Source organism: Streptomyces sp. NPDC060035 (assembly GCF_042736635.1).
Taxonomy (GTDB): domain Bacteria; phylum Actinomycetota; class Actinomycetes; order Streptomycetales; family Streptomycetaceae; genus Streptomyces.
The window spans coordinates 508,302-531,004 of the sequence record NZ_JBHWVO010000002.1; the positions used below are offsets into that span (position 1 = coordinate 508,302).

General features: G+C 70.8%; 25 protein-coding genes. 5 read left to right on the forward strand and 20 right to left on the reverse strand.

Annotated features, from left to right (window positions below):
• Positions 1-461: 461 nt before the first annotated feature.
• Positions 462-1,493, forward strand: coding sequence for a phosphatase PAP2 family protein (locus ACFWBQ_RS04905; RefSeq protein WP_385483906.1), 1,032 nt, complete (start codon positions 462-464; stop codon positions 1,491-1,493).
• Between the two features lie 83 nt (positions 1,494-1,576).
• On the opposite strand, the gene ACFWBQ_RS04910 is transcribed toward ACFWBQ_RS04905, so the two are convergent.
• Both ACFWBQ_RS04910 and ACFWBQ_RS04915 read right to left on the reverse strand, forming a co-directional pair.
• Positions 1,577-1,792 (reverse strand): I78 family peptidase inhibitor, encoded by a 216-nt coding sequence (locus tag ACFWBQ_RS04910; protein ID WP_385483908.1) that lies wholly within the window; start codon positions 1,790-1,792, stop codon positions 1,577-1,579.
• Between the two features lie 397 nt (positions 1,793-2,189).
• Positions 2,190-3,473, reverse strand: a complete 1,284-nt coding sequence (locus tag ACFWBQ_RS04915; RefSeq protein WP_385483910.1) for a glycosyltransferase family 4 protein — start codon at positions 3,471-3,473, stop codon at positions 2,190-2,192.
• 301 nt (positions 3,474-3,774) lie between these two features.
• Between ACFWBQ_RS04915 and ACFWBQ_RS04920 the strand changes: the two genes are divergently transcribed.
• Both ACFWBQ_RS04920 and ACFWBQ_RS04925 read left to right on the forward strand, forming a co-directional pair.
• Positions 3,775-4,557: a hypothetical protein gene (locus ACFWBQ_RS04920; RefSeq protein WP_385483911.1), complete on the forward strand. Its 783-nt coding sequence runs from the start codon at positions 3,775-3,777 to the stop codon at positions 4,555-4,557.
• 134 nt (positions 4,558-4,691) lie between these two features.
• Entirely contained in the window at positions 4,692-4,997 is a 306-nt protein-coding gene (locus tag ACFWBQ_RS04925) for a hypothetical protein (protein WP_385483913.1), read from the forward strand.
• Between the two features lie 61 nt (positions 4,998-5,058).
• Here ACFWBQ_RS04925 and der read toward each other — a convergent pair whose 3' ends face one another.
• From der to ACFWBQ_RS04960, 7 genes are all read right to left on the reverse strand, one after another.
• Positions 5,059-6,528 (reverse strand): ribosome biogenesis GTPase Der, encoded by a 1,470-nt coding sequence (gene der / locus ACFWBQ_RS04930; protein ID WP_385483915.1) that lies wholly within the window; start codon positions 6,526-6,528, stop codon positions 5,059-5,061.
• Positions 6,529-6,596: 68 nt separating this feature from the next.
• Positions 6,597-7,253: a lysophospholipid acyltransferase family protein gene (locus ACFWBQ_RS04935; RefSeq protein ID WP_385483916.1), complete on the reverse strand. Its 657-nt coding sequence runs from the start codon at positions 7,251-7,253 to the stop codon at positions 6,597-6,599.
• Entirely contained in the window at positions 7,250-7,966 is a 717-nt protein-coding gene (cmk, locus tag ACFWBQ_RS04940) for a (d)CMP kinase (protein ID WP_385483918.1), read from the reverse strand. The genes ACFWBQ_RS04935 and cmk overlap by 4 nt, the downstream gene beginning before the upstream one ends.
• A gap of 116 nt (positions 7,967-8,082) precedes the next feature.
• Positions 8,083-9,168 (reverse strand): prephenate dehydrogenase, encoded by a 1,086-nt coding sequence (locus ACFWBQ_RS04945; RefSeq protein WP_385483919.1) that lies wholly within the window; start codon positions 9,166-9,168, stop codon positions 8,083-8,085.
• Positions 9,165-9,527, reverse strand: coding sequence for a chorismate mutase (aroH, locus tag ACFWBQ_RS04950; RefSeq protein ID WP_056786131.1), 363 nt, complete (start codon positions 9,525-9,527; stop codon positions 9,165-9,167). The genes ACFWBQ_RS04945 and aroH overlap by 4 nt, the downstream gene beginning before the upstream one ends.
• A 36-nt stretch (positions 9,528-9,563) precedes the next feature.
• Positions 9,564-10,190 (reverse strand): TetR/AcrR family transcriptional regulator, encoded by a 627-nt coding sequence (locus ACFWBQ_RS04955; protein WP_385483921.1) that lies wholly within the window; start codon positions 10,188-10,190, stop codon positions 9,564-9,566.
• A gap of 4 nt (positions 10,191-10,194) precedes the next feature.
• On the reverse strand, positions 10,195-10,557 hold the full coding sequence (locus ACFWBQ_RS04960; protein WP_385483923.1) for a DUF1304 domain-containing protein: 363 nt from the start codon (positions 10,555-10,557) through the stop codon (positions 10,195-10,197).
• 152 nt (positions 10,558-10,709) lie between these two features.
• Here ACFWBQ_RS04960 and ACFWBQ_RS04965 point away from each other — a divergent pair, with 152 nt between their 5' ends.
• Both ACFWBQ_RS04965 and ACFWBQ_RS04970 read left to right on the forward strand, forming a co-directional pair.
• Complete coding sequence (locus tag ACFWBQ_RS04965) at positions 10,710-11,162, forward strand: Rieske (2Fe-2S) protein (RefSeq protein WP_385483925.1); 453 nt, start codon at positions 10,710-10,712, stop codon at positions 11,160-11,162.
• 19 nt (positions 11,163-11,181) lie between these two features.
• The gene (locus ACFWBQ_RS04970) at positions 11,182-11,877 is read left to right on the forward strand and encodes a DNA polymerase beta superfamily protein (protein WP_385483927.1); all 696 of its coding nucleotides are present in this window, start codon (positions 11,182-11,184) and stop codon (positions 11,875-11,877) included.
• On the opposite strand, the gene ACFWBQ_RS04975 is transcribed toward ACFWBQ_RS04970, so the two are convergent.
• The 11 genes from ACFWBQ_RS04975 to ald form a co-directional block, all read right to left on the reverse strand.
• Entirely contained in the window at positions 11,874-12,650 is a 777-nt protein-coding gene (locus ACFWBQ_RS04975; RefSeq protein WP_385483929.1) for a DNA polymerase beta superfamily protein, read from the reverse strand. The two genes, ACFWBQ_RS04970 and ACFWBQ_RS04975, sit on opposite strands and share 4 nt — an antisense overlap.
• A 3-nt stretch (positions 12,651-12,653) precedes the next feature.
• The gene (locus ACFWBQ_RS04980) at positions 12,654-13,676 is read right to left on the reverse strand and encodes an ADP-ribosylglycohydrolase family protein (RefSeq protein ID WP_385483931.1); all 1,023 of its coding nucleotides are present in this window, start codon (positions 13,674-13,676) and stop codon (positions 12,654-12,656) included.
• Positions 13,673-14,404: an NUDIX domain-containing protein gene (locus ACFWBQ_RS04985; RefSeq protein ID WP_385483933.1), complete on the reverse strand. Its 732-nt coding sequence runs from the start codon at positions 14,402-14,404 to the stop codon at positions 13,673-13,675. Before ACFWBQ_RS04985 ends, ACFWBQ_RS04980 begins: the two co-directional genes overlap by 4 nt.
• Entirely contained in the window at positions 14,401-15,480 is a 1,080-nt protein-coding gene (locus tag ACFWBQ_RS04990) for an AAA family ATPase (RefSeq protein WP_385483935.1), read from the reverse strand. The genes ACFWBQ_RS04985 and ACFWBQ_RS04990 overlap by 4 nt, the downstream gene beginning before the upstream one ends.
• On the reverse strand, positions 15,477-16,127 hold the full coding sequence (gene pnuC / locus ACFWBQ_RS04995; protein WP_385483937.1) for a nicotinamide riboside transporter PnuC: 651 nt from the start codon (positions 16,125-16,127) through the stop codon (positions 15,477-15,479). The genes ACFWBQ_RS04990 and pnuC overlap by 4 nt, the downstream gene beginning before the upstream one ends.
• A gap of 129 nt (positions 16,128-16,256) precedes the next feature.
• Complete coding sequence (locus tag ACFWBQ_RS05000; RefSeq protein ID WP_385483939.1) at positions 16,257-17,444, reverse strand: pseudouridine synthase; 1,188 nt, start codon at positions 17,442-17,444, stop codon at positions 16,257-16,259.
• Complete coding sequence (gene scpB / locus ACFWBQ_RS05005) at positions 17,444-18,094, reverse strand: SMC-Scp complex subunit ScpB (RefSeq protein ID WP_385483941.1); 651 nt, start codon at positions 18,092-18,094, stop codon at positions 17,444-17,446. Before scpB ends, ACFWBQ_RS05000 begins: the two co-directional genes overlap by 1 nt.
• Positions 18,091-19,344, reverse strand: coding sequence for a segregation/condensation protein A (locus ACFWBQ_RS05010; protein ID WP_385483943.1), 1,254 nt, complete (start codon positions 19,342-19,344; stop codon positions 18,091-18,093). The genes scpB and ACFWBQ_RS05010 overlap by 4 nt, the downstream gene beginning before the upstream one ends.
• A 109-nt stretch (positions 19,345-19,453) precedes the next feature.
• Positions 19,454-20,053, reverse strand: a complete 600-nt coding sequence (locus ACFWBQ_RS05015) for a hypothetical protein (RefSeq protein WP_385484015.1) — start codon at positions 20,051-20,053, stop codon at positions 19,454-19,456.
• A complete protein-coding gene (locus tag ACFWBQ_RS05020; RefSeq protein WP_385483945.1) occupies positions 20,050-21,168 on the reverse strand; it encodes a ParA family protein in 1,119 nt (372 codons plus the stop codon). The genes ACFWBQ_RS05015 and ACFWBQ_RS05020 overlap by 4 nt, the downstream gene beginning before the upstream one ends.
• 369 nt (positions 21,169-21,537) lie before the next feature.
• Positions 21,538-22,653 carry an alanine dehydrogenase gene (gene ald, locus ACFWBQ_RS05025; RefSeq protein ID WP_385484018.1) on the reverse strand — a complete coding sequence of 372 codons (1,116 nt, stop codon included), beginning with the start codon at positions 22,651-22,653 and terminating at the stop codon, positions 21,538-21,540.
• Positions 22,654-22,703: the final 50 nt, after the last annotated feature.

Below are 22,703 nucleotides of genomic sequence, written 5' to 3' on the forward strand. Positions count from 1 at the left end.
TACCGGGGCCCCTGCTTTCGGCGTCCCTCAGGTCCGGCATCGACGGGCGAGTGAGCCGTCAGCGTACGCGAGTTCCACGTGGTCAGACGTGGTCCACCTCATACCTTCGCCCGGCCCCGAGTGTGGCGTACGCCACTCCCGCTCCGCCTGCGGGGCCGCTTCCGCGGCCTTGCGCACCGGTGCGTCGGCTGCCTGCCGGGCGCCCCGCACGCCGCCCCGGCGGCCGTACGACGCCTCCCCCGAACGGCCGGGTGAATACATACGAAAGATGCGCCGCACCATTACACCGATGATCAAACATTCCTACGAATTACTGCCGGAACGAATAGCCCACAGGGCCGGACGGATTCTTCGCGACGCCCGGAATAGATGCCGGTCTGAGACAAAGTCCACATCACATCGTCATCACAAAGACGCGGGATCGGCCGGATCGCACACTCACTCGCTGTAACGTCCTTTGCGTGCGTACCGACATCTTTGCCCGGCTGGACCGGGAGCCGGAACCGCCGAAGATAGAGATCCCGCGGATGAGTCCTCACCGCATCGCTCTCTTCGGCGGGACTTTGGCGTTCTATCTCGCCATGGTCGTTGCCGTGCTGGTCTCGTCCTGGCTGGTGGCTCTCGACTGGAAGGTCATGCTGTTCCGGCCTTATCAGCAGTGGCCCGGACTCCATGCCTTCCTCGACTACTACGTCGTGCTCGGCCAGCGCGGCCCCACGGCCGTGATGGTCGCCTCCTGGCTCGGCTGGCGCTCCTGGCGCCAGCACACGCTGCGCCCCCTGCTCACGCTGGGCGCCTCGCTGTTGCTGCTCAATGTGACGGTGGGGGCGGTCAAGCTCGGCCTGGGGCGGCTCGGTCCGCACTACGCCACCGAAATCGGCTCGGCCGAGCTCTTCGCAGGCGGCGATATATTTCCTTCGGGACACACGGCCAACGCCGTGGTGACCTGGGGAATCCTTGCCTACCTGGCCACCACCCCGCGCGCCCGGCGCTATCTGTCGGCCCTGTCGGCGTTCGTCTCGCTGGGCGTGGGGCTGACCACCGTCTACATCGGCACGCACTGGCTCAGTGACGTCCTGCTGGGCTGGGCGGCCGGTCTGCTGATCCTGTTGGCCCTGCCCTGGTTCGAGCCGCTGATCACGCGTACGGAGATCTGGGTCCTGTCGGTGCGCGAGCAGTGGCGCGCGCGGCGCAGGCTCCCGGCTGCCGCCCCGGTCGCCGTGGACGGGCCCTCGCCGGTTCTCCTGCCCCAGTCACTGACCACCCTCGGCGCCGAACACACCGAGGGCTGTGACTCCGCACCCGAGACACCGGCGACCGCCGGCCACACGGGCGCGGGCGCCCGGGCGAGGACGCACCCCCCGCACACGGTCCGTTCGGAACGGACTCCGATCACCCCGGCCGGCTCACGCCGACCGCCGCACGCGGACCGCACACCCCGGGGCAACGCGACTCCGGCCCACCCGGTACCGGGCGGATCAGTCGCCCCCTGACCTGCGCGGACGGTCCGCACAGCCGTTTCCCTGTACGAGCGAAGGCCCTGACCTGTGTCGGGGCCTTCGCTCGTACAGGGTGGTCAGCCCACCCAGCAGCGGGTCACTGTGGAGGCGTCGACCTCGAAGTTGATCCGCCCGCCGAGGAACTCCATGGTGATGAACGTGCCCGGCGCAAGAGCCCTCACCGTGCTCCAGCCACGCGCCCTGGCCTGCCGTTCGGCAGCCTCGGCGTCGAGGCCGACATACGACTCGGGGGTGTCGTCCGGCTGGGCGGGAGGGTTCGGTATAGGTGCCATACCTCTCACCGTAGGCGGCCCTGCACCGTGACGGAAGCCGGGGCGGAATCGGCCGGCGATGCATCCCCAGGTACCTCACCGGTCACGCTTGTGTCACAGGATCCCCACACGCGTGTACGTCGAACCGCTTCACCCGAACGAGCAGTTCAGGCGCACACAGTAAGAATGCGGACCGTCACGGGAATGACAACCCGGCATCCGTGAAGGGAAATTGCGGGAGGAGATACGGCGCGCGATCCGCATTCCCCCGGGATCACGGCGGGGAGCGCAAACAGTTTCGCCATCCGGAATTCACCCGGCCTTATGCGGGCCTTACGATTGCCCCGGCGCCTCCCCCACAGACCCCGTACGTCCGCGCTATCCGGAATGAAACGATCCGGGATGCCGTGGCCGGAGCTCAGACGGACCGCCCCTTGCGCAGCGCGTCGGCCGCCTTGTAGCGCAGCGCATACGCTCCGTCCAGCACCGTGCCCCTGGAGCGGTGGATCACGGTGCGCACCGCACTTCGGGAACGGCCCCGCGCACCTCGCGCGGCCAGCTCGGTGAAGAGCTTCTCGTGCCGCTCCGCGATCGGTGCCGGGTCGAACCGCGCCGAGGCGGCCAGTGCGGCTCGTCCCATCCGCCGCCTCAGCTCGTCGTCGTCGATCAGAGCGAGCAGGGCACGCGCGAACGCCGCGGTGTCCCCCACCGGCACGAGCCGCCCGTCCGTGCCGTCGTCGATGATCTCGGCCGGGCCGTGCGGGCAGTCGGTGGCGACGACCGGCAGGCCGCAGCGCATCGCCTCGACGATGGTCATGCCGAACGACTCGCGCTCGGAGGTGACCGCGGCGATGGAGCCCTTGGGCCACTCCGTCTCCATCGGATGGACCGACCCCATGAGGCGTACCCGGTCCTGGAGCCCGAGTCCGTCGATGAGTCCGCGCAGTGTCTGCTGCTCGTTGCCGCTCGCGTCGCCGGCCCCGTAGATCCGCAGCCGCCAGCCGGGGCGGGCGGCCGCGACTTCGGCGAAGGCCCGGACCAGTACGTCGTACCGCTTGACGCGGTGCAGCCGGCCCGCCGCGATCACCCACTTGGCATCGGACTCCGCGGGTGGGCCCGCAGGCGCCGGCACGCTGTTCGGGATGGCCTCGATCCGTACGCCGGGAAGCCGCAGCCTGCTGCGGTAGTCGCGGGCGTCGGCCTCGGTGACGGTGGTGACCGCGTCGAGCAGTCCGTACCGGTGGCCTATCTCCCGCCGCAGCCGGTAGCTGTGGCTGTCGAGCGTGAGGTGCTCCTGGCCCACCCGCACCGGCCCACGCCGCGCCTGTGCGCTGATGTGGACGTTCAGGCCGGGGCGCGTACCGATGACGACGTCCGCTTCGAGCGCGCCCAGATGCGCCGCGATCCGGGTGTCGGTGAGCCTGCTGTACTGCCGGTGCCTGGTGTCGCCGCGCGGGAACACCGCGGCGGGCCTGGCATGTTCGCCGGCGCCGCCCTCGTAGTACGGACTCGACCTGCGCAGATCGACGAGGTGACTCATCCGTACCCGGCCGGGCGCACCCAGCGCGGGTTCGTCACGGTGCCGGAAGACGGACACGATCTCGACGTCGTGCTGCTCGGCCAAGGTCTGCGCGAGAGTGAAGGTGGTACGGATCGTTCCCCCGATGCCGTACGCGTTGTGGAGCAGAAATGAAATGTGCATTACGTAGTCGTTTCCCCTGGTCGACTGGTCTGCAACGGACCTTACGCGGCGTCAGGAGTGCACACAGAGCTCGCACAGGAGTCGTACAGAGTCGTGACAATTCGAACGAACTCCCGTGCGTGGCAGGCTCGCTCACGGAATACCCGACTCCGGATCACTCTCCCGGTCTGTCGATGTATCGGCCTGCCGACTCTCCCGCTTTCTCCTCCCGATTCGCGCGTGACCCCGGCCCCGGATCGCCCGTTGTCTCTTCATGAGCCGGGAACCGCCCGGCCCACGCACCGAGTTCGAGGAGCCACCCGTGCCGCGCATGCTCGACGTCAGCGAGGACGTACGCGCCGAGATCGGCGATGCCGAAGCCGACCGGCTGCTCGTCGGCGACAACGCCCCAGGCAGTTACGACTGCACCTCCTGCCGCACACCCGGCGACTCCGACCAGGAGCGCACCAGCACGGTGCTGTTCATCGGCGACGAGACCGCCGTGCTCGCGTTCGCCCACGCGACCTGCATCCCGTCACAGGTCGTCCAGGTCGCGGAGGACCAGCTGCAGGGCGCCGTGCGATCCATCACCGGCAGCGAGCCACAGAACGCGGAGAGTCTCATGCCCCAACAGGCCGTCCTCGGCATCACCAGCGGACTCGTCCTCATCGGGGACGATCTCCGCCCGGCCCTCGTCGTCGAACCGACCGGCCCGATCGCCCGGCCCGGTACGGACGGCCTCGGGGGCGACCAGTTCCTCCAGCTGCTGCTGGAACAGGGCTTCCAGCACACGCCCGATCTGAACCGTCTGCCGGGTGTGCTCCCCGGCTGGTCGGTTCTGCTCGCCATGGGCCAGCTGCACGCCGTGCTGCAGCCGGGCGCCGGCGGCGGCAACCCGGTCGCCTGGTGGCAGGCCCATCAGCCGCTCCAGGTCACCGAGGGCTGGCGGACGGCGGCGAACAAGTCGCAGACGGTGCTCGTCTTCGCCGCCCCGGCGGGCTCGATCGGCCAGCAGCCGCGCGAGGACCTGCTCCGCGACGCGCTGGACAAGGCCGCGGTCAACGGGCTCCTGGTCGCCGCGTCGATGCCGCTGGCCGGGACCTGATCGTGTCCGTGCTCCCTTCCCACACCCGCCGATCAGCGTTTTCTCAGCCCGGCCCGCATCCGACGGGCGGTGAGGTCGTTGGCACCTACGTGCACTCATACGACCCCCCGCGCCACCAGACCCCGATCCCGGCCATGCGCCCGTCGCAGGACCCCTTGGGCGGCAAGTCCCCCACCCCGATCTACGACGCGCTGTACTCCGAGTACCGGCGGTCGTTCCGTGCGCTGCCGGGGGACCGGAGCGGTGAGGAGAATCTCGGCTTCAGAACGTTCGGCACCGGGATGTTCGGCAGCCGTGCCCCGCTGAGCGGCCGCACGGCTGCGAACGGGCAGGGGAACCAGAGCACCCACGCCGGGAACATCGGGTCCTGGCAGCGGGTCGGGCGGCATGCCGGGCGCGCCCGTCCCGCCGCGCTGCCGCCCGGGTCCGCGGACGCCTGAGGGCACGACGAAGCCCCGGACCACTCGCTCCGTGCGAGTGGTCCGGGGCTTCGTTCTGCAGCTACTTCTTGCGGCCGCGCTTCTCGCGCACCCGGACCGAGATGTGGAGCGGGGTCCCCTCGAAGCCGAATTCCTCGCGCAGGCGGCGCTCGACGAAACGGCGGTAGCCGTGCTCCAGGAAGCCGGAGGCGAAGAGCACGAACCGCGGCGGCTTGACGCCGGCCTGTGTACCGAAGAGGATGCGGGGCTGCTTGCCGCCACGGACCGGGTGCGGGTGGGAGGCGACGATCTCACCGAGGAAGGCGTTCAGCCGACCGGTCGGGATGCGGGTCTCCCAGCCCTGGATCGCGGTCTCGATCGCCGGGACCAGTCGCTCCATGTGCCGGCCGGTGACGGCCGAGACGTTGACGCGGGGGGCCCAGGCGACCTGCGCGAGCTCCGTCTCGATCTCGCGCTCCAGGTAGTAGCGACGCTCCTCGTCGAGGGTGTCCCACTTGTTGAAGGCGACCACGATCGCGCGGCCCGCCTCGACGGCCATCGTGACGATCCGCTGGTCCTGGACGCTGATGGACTCGCTCGAGTCGATCAGGATGACGGCGACCTCGGCCTTCTCCACGGCGGCCGCGGTGCGCAGCGAGGCGTAGTAGTCCGCGCCCTCCTGGAGGTGGACCTTGCGACGGATGCCGGCCGTGTCGATGAACTTCCAGGTGATGCCGCCGAGCTCGATCAGCTCGTCGACCGGGTCACGGGTGGTGCCGGCGATCTCGTTGACGACGACACGGTCCTCGTTGGCGACCTTGTTCAGGAGCGAGGACTTGCCGACGTTGGGGCGGCCGATGAGCGCGATGCGGCGCGGGCCGCCGAGGGCGGTGCCGAACGTCTGGGCCGGCGCCTCGGGCAGCGCCTCCAGGACTGCGTCGAGCATGTCGCCGGTGCCGCGGCCGTGCAGCGAGGAGACCGGATGGGGCTGGCCGAGACCGAGCGACCAGAGGGCGGTCGCGTCCGCCTCGCCACTCTGTCCGTCGACCTTGTTCGCGCACAGGACGACGGGCTTCTTGGCCTTGCGCAGCAGCCTGACGACGGCCTCGTCGGTGTCGGTCGCGCCGACTGTCGCGTCGACGACGAAGACGACCGCGTCAGCCGTCGAGATCGCGTACTCGGCCTGGGCGGCGACGGAGGCGTCGAGGCCCAGTACGTCCTGCTCCCAGCCGCCGGTGTCGACGAGCCTGAAGCGGCGGCCGGCCCATTCGGCCTCGTAGTTCACCCGGTCACGGGTGACGCCCGGCTTGTCCTGCACGACGGCTTCGCGGCGGCCGAGGATGCGGTTCACCAGGGTCGACTTGCCGACGTTGGGGCGGCCGACGACGGCGAGGACGGGAAGCGGTCCGTGACCGGCCTCACCGATCGCGCCCTCGACCTCCTCGGGGTCGAACCCCTCCTGCGCGGCGAGCTCCATGAACTCCGCGTACTCGGCATCGCCAAGTGCTCCGTGCTCGTGGTCCGAGCCGTCGGAGTGAATCTGGTCGTTCATGAAGTCCGTTCCCTCTTTGCATCATCATCGATGGGCCACGATCGCGCGGCCCACTACTCAAGTCTCGCTCAGCGCCCGGTGAGGCGCCTGGCGTTTTCCAGGTGCGCGGTCAGCTTTCCCTGGATACGAAGCGTCGCCTCGTCCAGCGCCTTCCTCGTGCGCCGCCCACTGCCGTCTCCGGCCTGGAAGGCATCGCCGAAGACGACGTCGACCCGGCTGCGCAGCGGAGGCAGTGCCGATATCAACCGTCCGCGGCCCTCAGTGCTTCCCAGGACCGCCACGGGCACGATCGGCGCCCCGCCGCGTACCGCGAAGTACGCGAGTCCTGCCCGCAGGGAGGCGAAGTCACCCTCGCCCCTGGTGCCCTCGGGGAAGATCCCGAGCACCCCGCCGTTCTCCAGCACGCCGAGGGCGTGGGTGATGGCGGTCCGGTCGACGGTCGTACGGTCCACCTTCAGCTGACCGATTCCGCGCAGGAACGGGTCGAGGGGGCCGACGAACGCCTCCTTCTTGATCAGGAAGTGGACGGGCCGTGGCGCGGTGCCCATCAGCATCGGTCCGTCGATGTTGTGCGCATGGTTCACCGCGAGTATGACGGGTCCGGCGGCGGGCACCCGCCACGCACCGAGGACACGGGGCTTGAACAGCCCGTACATGAGCCCGATACCGATGCCCCGTCCGACGGCCGCTCCGCGCAGTGTGGGTGCGGCAGTGGCTTCGGTCACTTCGCGGCCTGCTTCTCCCCGACGAGGGTGACGACGCACTCGATGACCTGCTGGAGGGTCAGCTCGGTGGTGTCCACCTCGACCGCGTCACCGGCCTTGGCCAGCGGCGAGGTCTTGCGGCCGGAGTCGGCTGCGTCCCGCTTGATCAGCGCCTCCCTGGTGGCGGCGAGATCGGAACCCTTGACCTCACCGCTGCGGCGGGCGGCGCGCGCCTCCGGGGAGGCGGTCAGGAAGATCTTGATGTCGGCGTCGGGCAGCACGGTCGTGCCGATGTCCCGGCCCTCGACGACGATGCCCCGTTCGGTGTCCGCGGCGATGGAGCGCTGCAGCTCGGTGATCCGGGTGCGCACCTCGGGGACGGCGCTGACGGCGCTGACCTTGGAGGTGACCTCCTGGGTACGGATCGGGCCGGAGGCGTCCTCGCCGTCGACGGTGATCGTCGGGGCGGCCGGGTCCGTACCGGAGACGATGACCGGCTTGGCGGCGGCGTTGGCGACCTCGGCCGCGTTCTGCACATCGATGCCGTTGCTCAGCATCCACCACGTGATCGCCCGGTACTGGGCGCCGGTGTCCAGGTAGCTCAGGCCGAGCTGGGCGGCGACGGCCTTGGAGGTGCTCGACTTGCCGGTGCCGGAGGGACCGTCGATGGCGACGATCACTGCGGCCGGGGCGGTCCGGGCGGCGGCGCTTACGGTTTCCACGGTGGTGGACACCTTCCTGGTACGCGGGGTGGGCGGAGCGGGGCCACGGGACGGCCTCCCCCAAGGTTACCGAGTGCGGGGAGGGCCCTTGCACCCCTGTCGGCGCCGTTCTGCCACGGGCGGGCCGGCTACGGGCGGATCGACCAGCCCCGCTCGCTGAGCGCCGCGCTCAGCGCGGGCGCCGCGCTCGGCTCCACCATCAGCTGGACCAGACCGGCCTGCTGACCGGTGGCGTGTTCGATGCGTACGTCCTCGATGTTGACCCCGGCCCGGCCGGCGTCGGCGAAGATCCCGGCCAGTTCGCCGGGCCGGTCACTGATGAGCACGGCCACGATCTCGTACGACGCCGGGGCGGCCCCGTGCTTTCCGGGCACCCTCACCCGGCCTGCGTTGCCGCGGCGCAGGACGTCCTCGATGCCTTCGGTGCCCGCGCGGCGTTTGTCCTCGTCGGCGGACTGGAGACCGCGCAGCGCCCGTACCGTCTCGTCCAGGTCGCCGGCGACCCCGGCCAGTACGTCGGCGACCGGGCCCGGGTTGGCGGAGAGGATCTCCACCCACATCCGGGGGTCGGAGGCGGCGATCCGCGTGACGTCCCTGATCCCCTGGCCGCACAGGCGTACGGCGGTCTCGTCGGCCTCCTCCAGTCGGGCGGCCACCATCGAGGAGATCAGCTGCGGGGTGTGGGAGACCAGGGCGACGGCGCGGTCGTGGGCGTCGGCGTCCATGACGACGGGGACCGCGCGGCAGAGCGCGACCAGCTCCAGTGCGAGGTTGAGGACCTCGGTGTCGGTGTCCCGGGTCGGGGTGAGGACCCAGGGGCGGCCCTCGAAGAGGTCGGCGGTGGCCGCGAGGGGGCCGGAGCGCTCCTTGCCGGCCATCGGGTGCGTACCGATGTACGGCGTGAGGTCGACGCCGAGCGCCTCCAGCTCGCGGCGGGGACCGCCCTTGACGCTGGCGACGTCCAGGTAGCCGCGGGCGACACCGTCGCGCATGGCTGTGGCCAGCACGGAGGCGGTGTGCGCGGGCGGTACGGCGATGATCGCCAGGTCGACGGGGCCCTCGGGCGCCTCTTCCGTGCCGGCCCCGAGCGCCGCCGCCGTCCCGGCCGACGAGGCGTCCCGGTCGACGAGGTGGACACGGACACCCCGCCCCGCGAGAGCGAGGGCTGCGGAGGTGCCGACCAGGCCGGTTCCGATGACGACGGCTGTTCTCACTGGGCGATGTCCTTGCGGAGGGCGCCGGTGGCGCCGAGGTAGACGTGGCTGATCTCTGCCTTGGAGAGATACGTCTCGACGTGCGCGAGGATGCGGACCACCCGGGGCATGGCCCCGGTGATGTCGAGCTCCTGGGCGCAGATCAGCGGGACGTCCACGATGCCGAGGCCGCGAGCGGCGGCGGCCGGGAAGTCGCTGTGCAGGTCGGGGGTGGCGGTGAACCAGACGCTGATCAGGTCGTCGGCGACGATCTGGTTGCGCTCCAGGATCGCGGTGAGCAGCGCACCCACCTGCTCGTCCATGTGTCCGGCTTCGTCCCGCTCCAGCTGGACGGCTCCACGGACCGCTCGTACCGCCACGTCGTAACCCCTTGTTTCTTCGATCTGCGTGCGCTTTCAGCCTAGAGGTGCGGCGGGAGCGGCGGTCACCGTGCTCTGTCCGTGAGACGCCGCGACGGCGTGCACGGCGAGGAGGCTGCGCCAGATCCGCCCGGCGAGCTGCTCCGGTGCGGCGTCGATCCGGTCGTGGACCCAGTCGGCGAGCATCCCGGTGAAGAGCCCGGCGACGGCGCTCGCGGTGAGGTCGTGGCCGCTTCCGGCGGGACTGCGGCGACGCAGCTCGTCGAGGCTGTACTGCCGGAGCTCCTGGTGCAGCAGCTCCCCGAGGGGGCCGCCGGGCCCGAGCAGGCTCCGGTAGACGGCGGCCCGGCTGCGGATCTCCCGGAGCAGGGCGACGAGCTCCTCCGGCGGCGCGTCCGGGCCGGGCGGTGTCCGGCCCCAGGCGTGCAGGGCCTCGACGGCTTCCCGTACGGCATCGGCGCAGGCGTCCACGGCCAGGGCGCGCAGGTCGTCGTAGTGCAGGTAGAAGGTGGCGCGCCCGACGCCGGCCCCGCGCACCACGTCCGCCACGCTGACCCGGTCCAGCGGCCGCTCCGCACAGGCCTCCAGCAGCGCCTCGCGGAGCCTGCCGCGGGTGCGCGCGGTACGCGGGTCGTTGCTGCCGTCCGTCACGGCCGGCGTCATGCGCTCAGCCCGCCAGTAGTACGAGGGCGAGCGCGACGGCGGCGGGCGCCGCCTGGACGTACAGGATCGTGCGGCTGACGGTGGCCGCCCCGTACACCCCGGCGACGATCAGGCAGGTCAGGAAGAAGATCTGCGCCTGGTGGGCGACCGGATCGCCCGCGATCAGGCTCCAGACCAGGCCGGCGGCCATGAATCCGTTGTAGAGCCCCTGGTTGGCGGCGAGGGTGGCGCTCTCCTTGGAGAACTCCTCGGTGGTACCGAAGGCCTTCCGTCCGCGCGGGGTGTCCCAGAGGAACATCTCCAGGACGAGGAAGTAGGCGTGGATCAGCGCGACGAGCGCGACCAGCGCCTGGGCGGCGGTCTGCATGGCGGTGGGCCTCCTACGAGTCGATTTCCTGGACAACTGTACAGGAAGTGTCTCCGTCGCCACCCTCCCGGGCCGACCCGCCGCCCGGTTGCTTCGTCCGCGCGGCCCGCGGCGCCACGATGCCTCTCATCGACCACCACGCGAGGAGAGCCATGAACGCACGGCGAAGGACGGTCCTGACGGCGGGCGCCGCCGCACTGGTGACCGGCTGCGGCTCGTCCGGCGACGGGGGCGGGGACAGCGACGGGAGCGCAGCCCCGACCTCCGCCCCGCAGACCCCGGACACCTCACGGACCCCTGAGACACCGGAAGCCTCCGGCGGGGAGCTGACCCGGACCTCCGACATCCCGGTCGGCGGCGGCACGATCTTCAAGGACCGCAAGGTCGTGGTGACCCAGCCGGACGCGGGCGAGTTCAAGGCCTTCTCCGCCGTCTGCACCCATGCGGGCTGCATCGTCGCCTCGGTCAGCGACGGCACGATCAACTGCGCCTGCCACGGCAGCAAATTCAGCATCACGGACGCCGCCGTCGAGGCCGGCCCCGCACCGCGCCCGCTGCCCGCGGAGAAGATCACCGTCGAGGGCGACAGCATCCGGCTCGGATAGGCCGCGTACCCTCGCGCGCATGATCACCCCTGACGCCGAGGCCCTCGTACGCGATCACACGGTCTACTCCTGTGTGATGGGCTCCCGCGCCTTCGGGCTGGCCACCGACGACAGCGACACGGACCGGCGCGGGATCTTCCTCGCGCCGACTCCGCTGTTCTGGCACTTCACGAAACCGCCGACGCATGTGGACGGGCCGGACCTGGAGCAGTTCTCCTGGGAGCTGGAGCGCTTCTGCGACCTGGCACTGCGCGCCAACCCCAATGTGCTGGAGTGCCTGCACTCCCCGCTCGTGGAGCGCATCGATGCCACCGGCCGGGAGCTCCTCGGCCTCCGCGGGGCGTTCCTGTCCCGCCGGGCCCACGAGACGTTCGTCCGCTATGCGATGGGTCAGCGCAGGAAGCTGGAGGCGGACGTCCGGCAGTACGGCGCTCCGCGCTGGAAGCACGCGATGCACCTGCTGCGGCTGCTGACGAGCGGGCGGGACCTGTTGCGGACGGGTGAGCTGACCATCGAGGTCGGCGACGCACGGGAGGAGCTCCTCGCGGTGAAGCGGGGCGAGGTCGCGTGGTCCGAGGTGGAGCGCCGGATGACGCGCCTGGCCGAGGAGAACGACGAGGCGGTCACACGTTCACCGCTGCCCCCGGAGCCGGACCGGGACCGTGTGGAGGCCTTCCTGGTCCGGACCCGGAGGGCGTCGGCGGCGGCCGGCTAGCCGAGCCGCGCGCGGACCACCAGGTCGTGCAGCGCGTCGAACCCCGACGCGGTCTCTGCCAGCTGTGATCCGGCCTGGGCCTCGTCGAGGGCCCTGTGCAGCGCCTCGACGTCCCGCGCCGCCACCGCAGCGTCCACGGTGTGCGCCCCGCCGTGCTCGGCCTCCGCCTTGGCCTCGATCAGGGACGGCAGATACGCGGGCGCCGCCACCTCTTTGAGCAGCGTCGGCAGGTGCGCCACCAGCTCACCGCTGCGCATCAGGTGGATGCCGGTGAGCAGGACCCGGAACGTGTAGAGGAGCGGTTTCAGTTCTCCCGTCTTCTCGAACAGCCGCCACTGGGTGCCGGCGAACCCCCGGTAGTGGTGGGCGTGGTTACGGGTCAGGACGTCCGGCGCCAGTGCGGTCAGCTCCGCGTGGAGTGCGGTGGTGTGCACGACCAGCGGGGACAGCAGCTGCTCCAGTACGTAGCCGTTGGGCTTCAGCATGAGGCGGACGAACTTGCGGAGATCGTGGGTGACGAGATCCATCTCGACACCGTCGCGGTCCCCCATGCGCGAGCGCGTCTCCTCGGGGTCGCGCAGCCCGACGAGATCCTCCGCGGGAAGGACGTGGACCCCCCGCAGGTCCACGTCCGAGTCACGGGAGGGAAAGCCGTACAGATGCGCGCCGGAGACCGTGGCGAACAGGAGCGGTCCGGGCTCTTCGGCGAGGACCGGGGCGAAGTCGGTGACCGGCAGCCCGGCCCGTAGGAGGGGCGTCGTGTCGAGGTGCATGGATCAAGCGTCCCAGAGCGCACCGAGCGACAGCAGGTCGCTCCGGTACTCGATGCGTTCCGACCACTCCTTGGGCCAGGCACCCGCACCCAGATGCGCCCCTGCCAGTGCTCCCGTCAGGCAGCCCAGCGAGTCGGAGTCGCCCCGGGTGCAGGCGGCCCGGCGCAGCGCGGTGACCGGTTCCTCCGGGAAGAGGAGGAAGCAGTGCAGGGCCGTGGCGAGGGCCTCCTCGGCGATCCAGCCGTCGCCGGTGGTCTCGCAGGGGTCGGTCTCCGGGGAAGGGTGACGCAGGGCGTCCCGGACCGTGGCCAGGGCGGTCAGGCACTCGTCCCAGCCTCGGCCGATGTACTCCTCCGGCGAGGCATCACCCGCGTACCGCCAGAGGTCGCCGAGCCAGCGCTCCAGGTAGCGGCCCCTGTTCTCGTACGCGTAGCTGCGCAACTGCCCCACCAGGCCCATCGGTTCGGCCCCCTGCGCCAGCAGGAACACCGCTCGGGCCATCAGGTCGGAGGCGGCCAGTGCGGTGGGGTGGCCGTGGGTGAGGGCGGCCTGGAGCTGGGCCGCGCCGGAGCGCTGCTCCTCGCTGAGGCCGGGTACGAGCCCGACCGGCGCGACCCGCATGTTGGCGCCGCAGCCCTTGGAGCCGGTCTGGCTAGCCTCCTGCCAGGGCCGATCGCTCTCGAGCATGCGGCAGGCCGTCATGCAGGTGCGTCCGGGCGCGCGGTTGTTGTCCGGGGAGTGGTACCAGTCGACGAACTCCTCCCGGACGGGCCGGGCCAGCCGCAGCGGGGTGAGCAGCCCGCGGTCCATGGCGGTGCGTATGCCGCGCCCCAGGGCGAGGGTCATCTGGGTGTCGTCGCTGACGATCGCCGGCTTCGGCAGCCGCATCTGCCGCCACGGCCCGCACTTGGCGAGGATGGACGGCACGTTGTTGAACTCGGTCGGGAAACCCAGCGCGTCACCGAGCGCGAGCCCGGTCAGCGCGCCCGAGGCCGCCTGTTTGGTGAGAGTCCTTGTCGGGATCATGATGTCCGTCCTTCCGGACGCAGGAGTGGAGGGTGCAGGGCGGTAGCGGCACCCGCCCGGTACAGAGCGGCCGGTTTCCCCCGTCCGCCGGTGCGGCGCGGCAGTCCGTCGACGGCCTGGACGAAGCCGGGCGTGGTCAGGACCTTGCGCCGGAAGTTGGGCCGGTCGAGCTCGACGCCCCAGACCCTCTCGTAGACCTGCTGGAGCTCCCCGAGCGTGAACTCGGCGGGACAGAAGGCCGTCGCCAGGCAGGAGTACTCGAGCCTGGCGCCGATCCGGTCGTGCGCGTCGGCCAGGATGCGGTCGTGGTCGAAGGCGAGCGGCCCTGTGCCGCCCGCGTCCCACCACTGCGCGCGCGCCGCGTCCCCGCCGCCCCGCGGTTCGGGCAGGTCCGGGACGAGTGCGGCGTACGCGACGGAGACGACCCGCATCCTGGGGTCGCGGTCCGGTTCGCTGTAGGTGCGCAGCTGTTCGAGGTGGAAGGCGCTCACGGTGTTCTGGGTGAGGCCGGTCTCCTCGGCGAGCTCGCGCCGCGCGGCCTCCTCCGCGGATTCGCGGGGCAGCACGAAGCCTCCGGGCAGTGCCCAGTGGCCCTTGTAGGGATCCTGGCCCCGTTCCACGAGCAGCACGTGGAGCCGGCCTTCCCGGACGGTGAAGACCGCGAGGTCGACGGTGACCGCGAAGGGTGCGAAGGCACGGGGGTCGTACCCCTCGGGAACGGTGCTCATCGCTTCTCCGGGAGAGGGGCGGTGAAGTACGGGCCGGAGGTGAGGAGTTCGTCCACGGCGGCGACCGCCGCGTCCAGGCGTGCCTGGTGGGACCCCGTGAGCTCGATGAACTCTCGTCCGGTACGCGTGAGTTCGGCGCGGAAGCGGTCCGTCATCCAGGGCCGCAGCTCCTCGCCGTCGCGCAGCCCGTCGTCCTCGAAGGCGACGCCTTCGTGGTCGGTGAGCAGCCAGAGGTGGTGGGTGATCCGGTCGGCGGTCTTCTCCACGAGCGGGTTGCGTCCGCCGATGTACCTCTCGTGCCAGACGGTGGTGGCGAAGGAGTCCGTGTCGCAGAACAGCACCGGGGAGCCGATCCGGGCGGCGGCCTCCTCGCGGGCGTTCTGGGTCTCGGCGATGACGGGGAAGTCGTCCGTGGTGAAGACGACGTCCTCCCACTGTGCGCCGGGCCACCGGCTGCGCAGGGCGGCCAGTTTGCGTTCACTGAACTCCCGTCCGTACTCGGCGACGTACTGCGTGTGCGCCCAGGTTCCGCCGCGCCGCCGGTAGTGCTCGGTCAGCGCCCGGGCCAGGGTCGTGGTGCCGGTGGACTCGGCGCCGAGGACGACGATCCGGCGGGTGAGCGCTGCCCGTACGGGTGGTTCGAGGAAGTCCCAGCAGCCGGCCGGGTCCGCGCGGACCGCGGTGCCGGAGACAGGGAAGACGGTGCGGCCGGGGTCGACGAGCACGGACCGGGCGCCGAAGCGGCGGGCCAGTTCGTCCCCGTACGACTCCGAGGTGAAGACGGCGTCGACCCGTTCGGGGACGGCCCCGGTGAACACGGCCATGTGCGCGTCCCAGACCACCGGGTCCTGAAGGTCCATGGGGATGTCGTCGACGGCACCCACCACCCGTACGTCCGGGTGCACTTCACGCATCCAGGCCACCCGGTCGGCGAGGGGCACCGACTCGACGGAGGCCGCGCAGACCAGGACGGTGAGCCGTTCGCAGCGGTCCTGGGCGGTGCGGACGAGGTGGTGGTGGCCGGCGTGCGGCGGATAGAACTTGCCGAGGACCAGTCCGTGTCCGTAGCTCTTCATGCGGGCACCTGCACCGGGCGCCGGTCCGGGGCGAGGTCCTGGTTCCAGTTGCGCAGCCCGACGAGGCAGAGCGTGAGGAAGCCGGCGTACAGCAGGGAGGTGAGGTAGAGCTCCTTGTACGCGTACAGCGGGATGTACACCACGTCGGCGGCGATCCACAGCCACCAGGACTCGACCCGCTTGCGGCACTGCCCGTACGTCGCCATGAGGGACAGCGAGGTTGTCAGGGCGTCCCAGAACGGCACGGTCGAGTCCGTGGCCCGGGACAGCAGCAGAGCGAGGCCGAGGGCCCCCACCGCCCCCGCCGCGAGCAGCCAGGCCCATTCGGTGCGCGTGGTTCTGCGCACCTGCAGGACGGGCGAACCTGGTCCACCCCCGTGGGTCCAGGTCCACCAGCCGTACGCGGCGAGGGCGATGAAGACGATCTGGAGGCCCGCGTCGGCGTACAGACCGGACTGGGCGAACAGCAGGACGAAGAACAGGTTGTTGGCGATGCCGATCGGCCAGTTGGCGAGGTGCTGGCGGGCCACGAGCCGGACACACAGCGCCCCACTGCCGAATCCGAGCACCTCGGTCCAGCTGACGGGGGTGTCCAGGACCGTCACCAGGGGCTGTTGCAGGGGGTCGAGGATGTCCGCGAGCGTCACGCCGTTCCCTCTCTCTTTATAGTCACTCTGACTATAAAGAAGAAACGACGGCAGCAAAAGACCCGCGGCCGATTCCTGGTCGAAAACGAACCAGGAACCGGCCGCGGGCCGTTCGGTGCGGGGCGCGGGTTACAGACCGACCTCGCGCATCAGCATGCCGACCTCGGTGTTGGTCAGCCGGCGCAGCCAGCCGGACTTCTGGTCGCCCAGCGGGATCGGCCCGAAGGATGTACGCACGAGCCGCTCGACCGGGAAGCCGGCCTCGGCCAGCATCCGGCGGACGATGTGCTTGCGGCCCTCGTGGAGGGTCACCTCGACCAGGTAGTTCTTGCCGGTGTTCTCGACGACCCGGAAGTGGTCGGCGCGGGCGTACCCGTCCTCCAGCTGGATGCCGTCCTTGAGCCGCTTGCCGAGGTCGCGCGGGAGCGGGCCCTGGATGGCGGCCAGGTAGATCTTCTTCACTCCGTACCCGGGGTGCGTCAGACGGTGGGCCAGCTCACCGTGGTTGGTGAGCAGGATGATGCCCTCTGTCTCGGTGTCGAGCCGGCCGACGTGGAACAGCCGCGTCTCGCGGTTGTTGACGTAGTCGCCGAGGTTCTGGCGGCCGTCCGGGTCCCCCATCGTGGAGACGACACCGGCGGGCTTGTTCAGCGCGAAGAACAGGTGCGACTGGGTCGCGACCGTCAGGCCGTCGACCTTGATCTCGTCCTTCTGCGGGTCGACACGCTTGCCCTGCTCGAGGACGATCTCGCCGTTGACCTCGACCCTGGCCTGCTCGATGAGCTCCTCGCACGCGCGGCGCGAGCCCATACCGGCCCGGGCGAGGATCTTCTGCAGACGCTCGCCCTCCTGCTCGGCCCCCGGGTGCGTCCGGGGCGTCTTGATCTCGGGCTTGTCCGCGTACCGGTCGCGATTGCGCTGCTCGATCTTGGCGTCGAGCTCACGCGGGCGGGACGGGGCGCCCACGCGGCGTCCACCCTTGGTCACGTTCTGTGCGGACTTGGGGCCACCCTTGGCCCCACCGCGGGCCGCGGCGCCGCGGCCCTTGCGGGGGCCGCCGTCGCCGCCCGGCTTGTCGGAGCCCACGTCGTAGCGGCGCTCCTCGGGACGGGGCCGGCGGGGGCGCTGCTCCTGCTTGTCGTCGCGCCCGCCGTCGCGTCCGCCGTCGCGTCCGCCGTCGCGTCCGCCGTCGCGTCCGCCGTCGGCCTTCGGCCCCCCGGCCTTGGGCCGGAAGGAGCCACCCGAGCCGCCCCGGGGATTCCGGTTGCCGCCGCTCTTGCCGCTGCCGCGTCCGTCGTTACTGCCACTGCTTCGCATCAAAATTCCGTCTTGTCGTCTGCGTGAGTTTCCGGGGTGTCCGGTGCGTCCGGATCGAACGACGGCACACCCTCTAGCGTCTCAGCCTCGATCGCGTCCGCCTCCGGGAGGAAGGGCGCGAGCTCCGGGAGCTCGTCCAGGCCTCGCAGGCCCATGCGCTCCAGAAAGTAGTTCGTCGTCCTGTACAGGATCGCACTTGTTTCGGGTTCCGCGCCCGCCTCCTCCACCAGACCCCTCTGCAGGAGGGTCCGCATGACGCCGTCGCAGTTGACCCCGCGCACCGCCGAGACCCTCGACCGGCTCACCGGCTGGCGGTAGGCGACCACCGCGAGCGTCTCCAGTGCCGCCTGGGTGAGACGGGCGTGCTGTCCGTCCAGGACGAAGCCCTCGACCGCCTCCGCGTACTCCGGGCGGGTATAGAAGCGCCAGCCCCCCGCGACGAGCCGCAGATCGAAGCCACGGCGCTGGACGGTGTACTCGTCGGCCAGCTCCCGCAAAGCGTCCGCGACGGCCCTGCGGGGCCGCTGGAGCACCTTGGCGAGGTGTTCCTCGGTGGCGGGCTCGTCGACGACCATGAGGACCGCCTCCAGGGCGGGCTTGAGGTCGAGCCCGGCGACCGTATCGCCGCGCCCGTCGTCTTCTGCACTCATTCCCGTACGTCCTCCTGCACCTCGCGCACCTCTTGGTCGAACTCGTCCGTCACGAGAGCTTCGGCCCCTTCTCCTTCTCCGCCCGCCCAGCGCACGACGAGATCGCCGAGCGCCTCCTCCTGGTCGAGGACGACCGCCTTCTCCCGGTAGAGCTCCAGGAGCGCCAGGAACCGGGCGACGACGGTGAGGGTGTCCGGGGCGTCCTCGGTGAGCATCCGGAAGGTGAGCTCGCCCTCCGCGCGCAGCCGCGCCACCACGATCTCCCCCTGTTCGCGCACGCTGACCAGCGGTGCGTGGATGTGATCGACGTACACCTGCGGCTTGGGCTTCGGCTGCATCGCCTTCACCGCGAGCCTGGCGAAGCCGTCCGGACCGATGCTGATGACGACCTCGGGCAGCAGCTCCGCGTGGTGGGGTTCGAGCCCGACGGTACGGGGGTAGCGGCGGGATTCGGACTCCAGCCGGACGCTGAAGATCTCGGCGATCCGCTTGTACGCGCGGTACTGCAGGAGCCGTGCGAAGAGCAGGTCCCGCGCCTCCAGGAGGGCGAGGTCGGCCTCGTCCTCCACCTCGGCGGTGGGCAGCAGCCGGGCGGCCTTCAGGTCGAGCAGGGTGGCGGCGACGACGAGGAACTCGGTGGTCTGGTCGAGATCCCAGTCCGGGCCCATGGCACGGATATGTCCCATGAACTCGTCGGTGACCCTGGACAGCGCGACCTCGGTCACATCGAGCTTGTGCTTGGAGATCAGCTGGAGCAGCAGGTCGAACGGGCCTTCGAAATTGGCCAGCCGCACGGTGAACCGCTTGTCGTCGGCGGTCCGGGGCGCCGGAACCCCGTCGGGCGTACGCGGGTCCGGGGCCGGGCCGGACCCGGGCCCCGTATCCCCCGGCGCCTCGGCGGGCTGCGATACACCTGTGACGCTCTCAGGCGGCCCGCCTGCGCCCGGACCCTCCTCGGGGACCCCCGGGGCCTTCCCGGCCTCCTGCGGCGCGTCTGCAGGCCCTGTGGGCGCGTCCGGTGGATCGGGCGCGTCTGCAGGCCCTGTGGGCGCGTCCGGTGGATCCGTGGCTACGTCCGGGAGGTCCGCGGGTCGCTCGCGACCGCCGTCCGGGGGCGGACTGCCGGCCCCGGGATGAAGCGCGCCCGGGGGAACCGCTCCCGCAGCCCCCTGGTCCGCCGCGGGCCGGGCACCCGGCCCGCGGCCGAGAGCACGGCGGGGCGGGCGGGTGGAGTCGTCGGCAGTCGGCATCGCGGTCCAGGGGTGCGGCGGGGAACGGACGAGCGCCGGCCCCTGCACACGGGGCCGGTCCGCCCGTCCGGGCGGCCCGCTCCCCGGCAGGCTACCGGCGCCGCAACGGTCAGCGGCCCCGCAGCCTTCGTACGAGGATGCTCGCGTCGCCCCGCGACTCCAGGTCGGCGAGCACCACCGCGACCGCCTCACGGACGATGCGCCCGCGGTCGACCGCCAGCCCGTGCTCACCGCGCAGCACGAGGCGCGCGTGCTCGAGGTCCATCAGTTCCTCGGCCGACACATAGACGGTGATCTTCTCGTCGTGGCGTTCACGACCGCTGGGCCGGCGGTTCGCACCGCGCCCGCCGCCGCGCCCGCGCTGCGGCTGGACGACCGGAGGCGCCTCCTGCGGCGCGATACCACCCGGCCGGCCCGCGACAGGCCCGGCCCCGGCTCGTTCGCCCCCGTCGGCGCGACTGCGGGAGCCACCGCCGTCGGAGTCCGCCGCTGAGTGCTCCTCCCGGGACGGAGCGACAGAGGTGCCGCCCGCTCCCCCGGGGGCTCCGCTCCGTCCCGCCGCGTCCGCGGCCGTCGCGGAGTCGCTCTCCCCGGCCGGCGCGGGCACACGTCCGTCACCGTTCGCCTTGCGTCGCCGGTCGGCGGACGAGGACTGAAGGCCCATGCCCCCGGTCGTGCGGAACAGCTCGTCGGCCCCCGGCAGACTCACTCGGCGTGACACCGGGCGAGCACCTCCCTGGCGAGCTGACGATAGGCGGCGGCACCGACCGAGTTGGAGGCGTACGTGGTGATGGGCTCACCGGCGACCGTGGTCTCCGGGAAGCGCACCGTGCGCCCGATGACGGTGTGGTAGACGTGCTCGTCGAAGGCCTCGACCACGCGTGCGAGCACCTCACGGCTGTGCACCGTGCGGGAGTCGTACATCGTGGCGAGGATGCCGTCGAGCTCCAGCTCCGGGTTGAGCCGCTCCTGGACCTTCTCGATGGTCTCGGTGAGCAGAGCCACCCCGCGCAGCGCGAAGAACTCGCACTCGAGCGGGACTATCACCTTGTGAGCCGCCGTCAGGGCGTTCACGGTGAGCAGGCCGAGCGAGGGCTGACAGTCGATCACGATGTAGTCGTAGTCGGCCATCAGCGGCTTCAGGGCGCGCTGCAGCGTCGACTCCCTCGCCACCTCGCTCACCAGCTGCACTTCGGCGGCCGAGAGGTCGATGTTGCTCGGGAGCAGGTCCATGTTGGGTACGGCGGTCTTCAGCAGGACCTCGTCGGCCGCCATACCCCGCTCCATGAGCAGGTTGTAGACCGTGAGGTCGAGCTCCATCGGGTTGACCCCGAGGCCGACCGACAGGGCACCCTGCGGGTCGAAGTCGACGAGCAGGACGCGTCGTCCGTACTCCGCGAGTGCGGCACCCAGGTTGATGGTCGACGTGGTCTTGCCGACGCCGCCCTTCTGGTTGCACATCGCGATGATCTTCGCGGGACCGTGATCGGTCAGCGGACCGGGAATCGGGAAGTACGGCAGCGGCCGGCCGGTCGGGCCGATCCGCTCGCGGCGCTGGCGAGCGGCATCGGGCGCGAGGGTGGCCGCGTACTCCGGATCGGGCTCGTACTCGGCATCGGGGTCGTAGAAGTGCCCCTCGGGCACCTCGGCGAAGTCGGCGAAGTGGGCTGAGTCTCGGCCACTTTCGTTGCCGGCCATGGCGTTCACGTGTAGGCCGTCCATCATCTGGGGGGCTGTCGTCATGTGCTGGTGGGTGGCGAAGGTGCGGACAGCGACGGAGCCGACAGCTTCGAGCCCGATCGGGCTCAGACCCCGTGCAGGCATCCCTGGTTGACCACCCCCAGGAGTAATTGTCGACTCATTCACAAGTCGTCTTACCTCCTTGGATGTGACCAGGAAACTTATCGATAGGTCAGCGTGGCACCATGCCGACGATTGGCGACTCTATGGCGTGTCACCGGTTCGCAGCAACACAATCCGCCGGACCCGGCCCGATGTGTCGGCAATCGAACACCCCTCTGTCAAGAGTGCACGGGGAGCGGAGCGCATCATTCACGGGGGTGCAAAACGGGTGGAGGGTTACGTCTCCGGCGAGTTGAACAGGACCCCCGAAGGGGCCCGGCATGAGTCCGGCCGGACCCTGCTGAGCAAGGTCCGGCCGGACTCACGAGGTTGACGGATGACGTTGACCGGTCAGCCGAGAAGCGCGCTCAGTTCGACGTGGTCGAGCCCGTGCGACTCGGCCACCTCGCGGTAAACGACCTGCCCGTCATGGGTGTTGAGGCCCTTGGCGAGTGCGGCGTCACGGCGCAGCGCGTCGACCCAGCCGCGGTTCGCGAGCTCCAGGATGTAGGGCAGCGTGGCGTTGGTGAGCGCGTAGGTGGAGGTGTTCGGCACCGCGCCCGGCATGTTCGCGACGCAGTAGAAGACCGAGTTGTGAACCATGAAGGTCGGCTCGGCGTGTGTCGTCGGATGCGAGTCCTCGAAGCAGCCACCCTGATCGATTGCAATGTCGACAAGGACACTTCCGGGCTTCATCCTGGCGACCAGCTCGTTGGTGACCAGCTTCGGGGCCTTCGCACCGGGGATGAGTACGGCGCCCACGACGAGGTCGGCCTCGATGACGGCCTTCTCGAGTTCCAGGGCGTTGGAGACGACCGTCCGCACCTTGGTGCCGAAGACCTTGTCGGCCTCACGGAGCTTGTTGATGTCCCTGTCGAGCAGCGTGACGTGGAAGCCGAGACCGACGGCGATCTGCGTGGCGTTCCAGCCGGAGACGCCGCCGCCGATGACGACGGCCCTGGCCGAGCCCGTACCGGGCACGCCACCGGGAAGCACACCGCGACCGCCGACCGAGCGCATCAGGTGGTACGCACCGACCTGCGGGGCGAGGCGGCCCGCGACCTCGGACATCGGCGCGAGCAGCGGCAGCGCACGGCTCGCGGTCTCGACCGTCTCGTAGGCGATCGCGGTCGTGCCCGACTCCAGCAGCGCGTCCGTGCACTCACGGGAGGCGGCGAGGTGCAGGTACGTGAAGAGGGTCTGGCCCTTGCGGAGGCGGTGGTACTCCTCGGCGACCGGCTCCTTGACCTTGAGCAGCAGGTCGGCGGCGGCCCAGACCTCGTCGGCGGTGGGCAGGATCTGCGCACCGGCGGCGACGTACTCCTCGTCCGGGATGGAGGAGCCCTCGCCGGCGTGCTGCTCGACGAGGACCTGGTGGCCGTGACGGACGAGCTCATGCACTCCGGCGGGGGTGATCGCCACCCGGAACTCGTTGTTCTTGACTTCGCGGGGGATGCCGACCTTCACGTCGATCACGGTCCTTGGCTCGGAGGTTAGCTCGGACATGGCGGTGGATA